We start from the raw sequence: 6,407 nt of genomic DNA, 5'->3' as shown, positions 1-6,407 counted from the left end.
CGGTCTTGCTGCCGCCGATGTTGAGGATGCGGCGCTGGTCGGCACCGAGACAGGCGACGAACGCCGCAGCCTGCGCCGACGCCTCCGCCAATGCCTTTGCCGGTCCGCCGAAAAGGCCGGGAATGAGCGGCGCATGCGCCTCGTAGGCCATGACGCCTTCGCAATGCAGCCGGACCGGCAACGCGCTCAGCGCCTTCGACAAGGCCGCGGGATCAGCAAAGCCGCCGCGATGCAGCCCGACATCGATCTCGAAAGCGATGCGCAGGCCGATGCCGAGTTCGTCAGCGAGAGCACCGTATTCCGCCAGTCTCTCCTCGCTGTCGATCAGCCAGCAGACACGCGACCAGTCGGCATCACCCTTCACCAGCGCAGCCCTTGCCGCACCGATCGGCATCGGCTTGCCGTAGAGCAGATCGGCATCCGGAAACGCCTTCAGCACCGCCTTGCTGATCGGCGGGGGGAAGGTCATGAAGCGCTCATGGCGAAGCGCCTTGCCTATATGCGCAAGCAGCGGCAGGCAGGCGAGCGATTTGTCGACCAGCCGCACGGCCAGGCCGGGATCCAGCCTCCTTTTTACCAGGGCAATGTTTCCGTCCAGCCGATCGCGGTCGAGCAGCAGGCAGGGTCGGAAGATGCCGGCGGTCTTCAGCGCATCCGAGAGGGTGGAAAAATAGGTGCTCATCATTCGATGCCGAACAGGCCGGCCATGTAGGGCGACACGAAGCGGTTTTCCGGATCGATGTCGCGGCGCGCCGCCATGGCATCGTCCCAGCGCGGGTAGAGCTTTTTCAGCTCCGCCGCCTTGAGGCTGTGCATCTTGCCCCAATGCGGCCGGCCGCCATATCTGCGGAAGATCGGCTCTGCCGCCCGCATGAACGGCAAAGGATCGTTCGCGGCGTCATGGTGGATGGCGATGGAGCAGGTCAGCCTGTTGTAGAATGGCGAAAGCCAGAACTGGTCCGGCGCGACCGAGCGCACCTCCATCGGGAAATAGACCTCGGGAAAGCGCTTCTCGGTCAGCTCGATGATCTCGGCCAGCGCCTTCGGCCCTTCCTCGAACGGCAAATGATATTCCATCTCGTTGAACTTGGTCTGCCGGTCGCTGGCATAGACGTTGAGCCAGTCCTGCACGTAGTCCTCGGCGGGAAATTTGGCGGCCGCCGATCGGATCAGGCGGCCACGCAGCGATGGCAGCCAGGCAAGTGAAGTGCGCAGCCTGCGCAGTGTCCTCAAACCCGCCTCGTCCTCTTCCGGCGGCCGCGTGGTGGGTGCGGCATCGCTGAAATCGCTGGCGATGAACTGCGCATAGCCGGAAAACGGAATGTAGTAGAATTCGGCCGAGCGATGCGCGGCCATCATCGCCTCGAAATCACGCAGCATCTCGGTGATCGGCAGCACATATTTGCGGCGGCGCAACCGGTAGGTCGCGATGTTGTTCAGCGTCACTTCGGTGAGCACGCCGAAAGCGCCGAGCGCGACACCGATGGCGTGGATCATGTCCCGATCCCCTGCCCGCTTGAAGTCGCGGACCTTGCCAAGCCCGTCGACGATCTGCACCGTCTCCAGCTGCGTGTGATAGGCGCCGAGCGTCGGCCCAGAGCCGTGCGTGGCTGTGCCCAGCGCGCCGCCGATCGCCTGGCGGTCGATATCGCCCATGTTGGGCAGGCCCTGGCCAATGCCTTGCAGGATGTGCATGAGCGGGCCGAGCCGGGTCCCTGCCCGCACCCGCGCCTGATGTTTTTGCGCGTCGTGCGAGACCAGCCCTTCCAGTCTCTCCAGGGACAGGATCGTGCCCTGCGATTTCACCAGCGGTGTGAAGGAATGACCGGCGCCGGCAACGCGCACCGGGCCAGGCGCGGTCCGGACGAGATCACCGAGTTCACCGGCATCGCCGGGGCTGGCGATCAGCTTGGGCTCGGCACTTACGAAGCCCGACCAGTTGCTCCAGGTGTTCGACATGGCGCTCCCCGCTCAGGCAACCGCACGACGGCGACGTGACACAAGAACGAAGAGACCGAGCAGCGCCACGCTTGCCACCGCGCTGGCGGCGGCGAATTCCGGCACCGGCCGGAAATCCTTGCCATCGATGAGCAGCGACGCCGCAATCGGCCCGATCGCCAGGCCGAACAGTTGGGCTGCCGGCACCAGCAGCACAGCGGTGCGCGTCTCGTCGGCGGTGATCGCCAGACGGATCTGGTAGGGCACGATGAACAGCAGGATAAAGCCCATGGCCAAGGCAGCGACCCAGAACGTCGTCAGGCCGGGGCTGCTGGCAAGAACCAGGGAACTGACAAGCGCCACGACGCCGATCGCCGCGATGGCAAGGCGATAATCGATGCGCGCCTCGAACGCGGTCGCCGTCATCGCCCCCAGGACCTGCACCGCGAGGCTGGCCGAGACGATCAGGCCGACGGTGCGGCCATCGATGCCGTATTGCGCGCCTAGCGGCTCCAGGAAAGCCCAGACCGCGCCGAAGAACATGAAGTAGCAGAAGACCGACAGCAGCGCGGTCATCGAGGGAACCGTCAGCACATTGGCCAGATTCTCTTCCTTGGGCAGGTCGGCATAGTCACCTGGGACAGTGAAAGCGACCGCCAGCGACACGACGCAGACGACGGCAAGAACGATGAAGCCACCCGCCGACCCTGCGGCCGGGATGACATAGAGCGCCAGCAACAGGGCGAGCGCGCATTGCGCCAGCGTCTGCATGGTGACGAAATAGCCGCCGATGCGCTCGGCACGCCGCGAGCGGGCGATCAGTTCGGTGGCGATGGCGACCAGACCGCCCTCGGCGAGCCCGGCAAGGGCGCGGGCCGCAATCAGCATGTTGGCGCTCGCGGCATAGGCCGTCCACACATTGGCCAGCGCCAGCAGCAGCAGAAGGACGGCACTTTTCCAGCGCATATTGTGGGCCGAAAGCAGCATCGCCACGACGGCCGAACCGATGGCAATGGCGATCATCTCGGCGGTGGCGACCAGCGCCAGTTCGTCGCCGCTGACATGGCCTTCGGTGTAGAGAGCTCCGAGCAGCACCGGCTGCAGGCCGAGGATGAGCAGGCCGACCGAACCGATCCACAGGGCCGAGGCGAGCTGCCAGCCGGTCGGATTGCCGACCAACCAGTCGCCACTGCCTGCGTGGCCGGTATCTGTCGAAGCCAAAGGCGCCTCCCCAACGTCCTTGCCGCGCGGCAAAAAAGCTGACAACCTGTCAGTATTTCAGAAACTGATACTTGATCATATTTCTTGTCAACCGGAATCTAAAAACCGTGCGAAAGATCGGTGCATGACGGAATTGAAGAGAATGGCGACCGAGCCGAGGCGCAGGCCCAAGCAGCAACGCAGCCGCGAGCGCATCGACGCGATCCTGTCGACGACCATGCGGCTGATCGGGGAAAAGGGTATCGACGCCGTCACCATGAAGGAGGTCGGCATGCTGGCGGGCGGGCCGATCGCCACCGTCTACCACTATTTTCCCAACAAATCGGCGATCCTGGCGATGCTCTATGAGCGGTTTTCAGAGGTCAGCCGGGCACGGCTGACGACGATCATCGCCGAAATCCACGAGGCGAAAGATGTCATCGTGGCCGCTGACCGGCTGCTCGATGATTATCTCAGCCGTGTCGCCGGCGATCCGGCCATCCAGGACCTGCAGAACGCCATCCAGGCCGACAAGGCGCTCAAGAACCTCGACCTCGCCGAAACGCGGCACCAAGCCAAAATGTTCTGCGACCATGTCATCGCCCTGATCGAGCCGGAAAAGCGCGAGCAGTTCGAACGCATGGTTCTGCTGATCTTCCAGCTCGCCGGCGGTGTGGTGCGCCTGGCGCTCGCCGAGGACGAGGCGGAAAGCCGCCGGACCATCGAGGATTACCGGTCTATCATTCACACGCAGCTGCGGCTGTTTCTCTAGAGCCGCGCCTATTTCGCCCGATGGACGAGGCCTTCGAAGCCGTGTGTCAGATCCGAAGCGCCGGCCGCAAACATCTTGACGAGGTTTTGCGGACGGCCGGGAGTCTTGTTCGCATCGAGGAGGATGGCCCTGCCCTCATGCATGACGAAATCGAATTTTCCATAGTCGAAGCCGAGTTCACGCCGGCGCTCACGCAATTCGTCGGGCACCGGGACGGGCTCGCGCCGGATCGTCTCCGATGCCTTGACCAGGCCGTTCGGGGAGACGTAGCGGGTGCAGCGCTCGCGCTCTCCGCAAAACACCCAGAAACGAACAGCAAAACCGTCGGGTTCTCTCTCCGGAATGAACTTTTCCACGACGAGATCGTCGCAATCAAAGACGCCGTCCGGAACGTCGCCGAGAGATCTGTGGATCTCATAGGGGTGCAAGATTGGCAAATGCGGAAACGGCGGCTGTTTGCCCGCGCGCTCGGATCGCCGGTTGAGGAGCGTCTCCGGGATTCCCCGATTGTTGAGATTGCTTTTGACGATCACCTGACCTTGCCAGCTGTCGGTTTTGTCGATCAATGCACCACTGATCCGCCGTTTGGATATGTCGGCGGCGCCGATGTTGAGGCAGAATGCAAAACTCCGGGCATAGTCGACATAGTCCGTGGGCGTCACCGTGGCATCGACATGCAATACCGCCATATCGGCGCTGACCGGCTTCGACAGGCCTTGCTGAACCCGAATCGAATGGCCGCGCCTTTTCAATTCCGCAAGAATGTCGAACAGCATGTATGGGCTGCTCCTGCGCAGCAGAATATCGCGCCTGCCCAGGAACCTGTCATGCTCATGCGTTATCACGGCGATACGCGCCACTATCCACCTCCTGGACTGTCTGTAGATGCCTTGAAATCTCTTGGCTTGTCCAACGACCTCTATTAAGCCCCGGTGATATCCAAAATCCAGGCGTGCAGGGGGCCAATGGAATTGCATGACAAATCATTGGGACGATTACCACCGCCATTGGAAACTTCTGGAAGCGCCGCTCCGGCCGACAGCGGAAACCGTCGCTATATTCGATCGAACTTGATCTCGGAAATGCCGATGTCCTTCTCTTGGGGGTTACCCCGGAATTGGCAGTTCTGGGCAAGTCGATGTTGGCGGTCGACCAGTCGGCGGCCATGATTTCCGGCGTATGGGCTGGCGACGACGGCTCGCGACGGGCAATCGCCGGCAACTGGCTTAACCTGCCCGTGGACCGCGCAAGCATCGACGCCGTCATCGGCGACGGATGCCTGTCGGCGGTCGCTTCCCAGGCGGCGCGCAGTTCGTTGTTTGGCGAGGTCGCCAGGGTGCTGAAGCCTGGCAGGCGCGCAGCGATCCGCGTCTTCGCACGACCGGAAACGGCGGACGATCTGTGCGGCATCGAAGCTCTGGTTCTGGCCGGCGGGATCGAGAATTTCCACGCGCTCAAATGGCGGATTGCGATGGCGTGTACGACCGACGACCGCGATTTTACCATCAAGGTGGCAACGATCCGCGATGCATTCGGCAGACTGTTTCCGGACCGCGAAGCTCTTGCCGCGCGAACAGGATGGAGTATGACCTCGATCAACACGATCGACGTCTATGCAGGCTCGGACATAAGCTACAGCTTCGCGACGCTGGCCACGCTGACCAACGAGGCAGCCAACTGGTTCGGCGACGTGCGCGTCGTGCCGAGCGGAAGCTATCCGCTGGCGGAACGGTGCCCGCTTCTGGTGCTCGGTTCGGCCAGGCACCGGTAAGTTCATCATCATGCGCCAAGAGGCGCTCCGAGCGCCTTGACTCCGGCGCGCCGCCAGCCTATTTCAGCGCCACGTTAGCACTCGCCTTTGGTGAGTGCTAACCACATGTCCGGCGCCGCCGGATGGAGGAACTGTTTCTCACCGTTCTCATCGAGGAAGAAAAAATGGCAAAGTCGAAGTTCCGCCCGCTTCATGACCGCGTGGTCGTTCGCCGGGTCGAATCCGAATCCAAGACCGCTGGCGGGATCATCATCCCCGACACGGCAAAGGAAAAGCCGCAGGAAGGCGAGATCATCGCTGTCGGCTCCGGCGCTCGTGACGAAGCTGGCAAGCTGGTCCCGCTGGACGTCAAGGCCGGCGACCGCATCCTGTTCGGCAAGTGGTCGGGCACCGAAGTCAAGCTCAATGGCGAAGACCTTCTGATCATGAAGGAATCCGACATCATGGGCATCATCGGCTGATATCAGGCCTTTCCGTCAACTGAATTCCCGGGCTCGATCAAAGCCCCTGCCAGGAGCTAAAAATGGCTGCCAAAGACGTAAAATTCTCCCGCGATGCCCGCGAGCGCATGCTGCGCGGCGTCAACATCCTCGCTGACGCGGTGAAGGTCACGCTCGGCCCCAAGGGCCGCAACGTGGTCATCGACAAGTCGTTCGGCGCCCCGCGCATCACCAAGGACGGCGTCACCGTCGCCAAGGAAATCGAGCTTGAAGACAAGTTCGAGAA

8 protein-coding genes are annotated in these 6,407 nt (G+C 62.6%); 4 read left to right on the top strand and 4 right to left on the bottom strand.

Annotated elements, in window-relative coordinates:
• The 3 genes from EN914_RS19820 to EN914_RS19810 all read right to left on the bottom strand — a co-directional run.
• Positions 1-682: alanine racemase (locus EN914_RS19820; RefSeq protein ID WP_206527218.1), on the bottom strand; the 682-nt coding region annotated here is incomplete at its 3' end.
• Complete coding sequence (locus tag EN914_RS19815) at positions 682-1,959, bottom strand: D-arabinono-1,4-lactone oxidase (RefSeq protein WP_024504859.1); 1,278 nt, start codon at positions 1,957-1,959, stop codon at positions 682-684. The genes EN914_RS19815 and EN914_RS19820, both read right to left, overlap by 1 nt.
• Positions 1,960-1,971: 12 nt before the next feature.
• Positions 1,972-3,159, bottom strand: coding sequence for an MFS transporter (locus EN914_RS19810; protein ID WP_024504860.1), 1,188 nt, complete (start codon positions 3,157-3,159; stop codon positions 1,972-1,974).
• 124 nt (positions 3,160-3,283) lie between these two features.
• On the opposite strand from EN914_RS19810, the gene EN914_RS19805 reads away from it, so the two are divergent.
• Complete coding sequence (locus tag EN914_RS19805) at positions 3,284-3,910, top strand: TetR/AcrR family transcriptional regulator (RefSeq protein ID WP_024504861.1); 627 nt, start codon at positions 3,284-3,286, stop codon at positions 3,908-3,910.
• Positions 3,911-3,918: 8 nt separating this feature from the next.
• On the opposite strand, the gene EN914_RS19800 is transcribed toward EN914_RS19805, so the two are convergent.
• Positions 3,919-4,770: a hypothetical protein gene (locus EN914_RS19800; RefSeq protein ID WP_024504862.1), complete on the bottom strand. Its 852-nt coding sequence runs from the start codon at positions 4,768-4,770 to the stop codon at positions 3,919-3,921.
• Positions 4,771-5,048: 278 nt separating this feature from the next.
• On the opposite strand from EN914_RS19800, the gene EN914_RS19795 reads away from it, so the two are divergent.
• From EN914_RS19795 to EN914_RS19785, 3 genes are all read left to right on the top strand, one after another.
• Positions 5,049-5,681: a class I SAM-dependent methyltransferase gene (locus tag EN914_RS19795; protein ID WP_245467728.1), complete on the top strand. Its 633-nt coding sequence runs from the start codon at positions 5,049-5,051 to the stop codon at positions 5,679-5,681.
• A 164-nt stretch (positions 5,682-5,845) separates the two neighbouring features.
• Entirely contained in the window at positions 5,846-6,142 is a 297-nt protein-coding gene (gene groES / locus EN914_RS19790; protein WP_006203049.1) for a co-chaperone GroES, read from the top strand.
• 62 nt (positions 6,143-6,204) lie between these two features.
• Positions 6,205-6,407, top strand: a 203-nt coding sequence (locus tag EN914_RS19785; RefSeq protein WP_281034660.1) for a TCP-1/cpn60 chaperonin family protein, incomplete at its 3' end; no start/stop codon positions are given.

This window comes from Mesorhizobium sp. M7A.F.Ca.CA.001.08.2.1, assembly GCF_003998455.1.
Classification (GTDB): Bacteria; Pseudomonadota; Alphaproteobacteria; order Rhizobiales; family Rhizobiaceae; genus Mesorhizobium; species Mesorhizobium ciceri.
The sequence above is the reverse complement of the archived record's forward strand: the minus strand, read 5'-3'. Positions and strand labels throughout refer to the sequence as shown.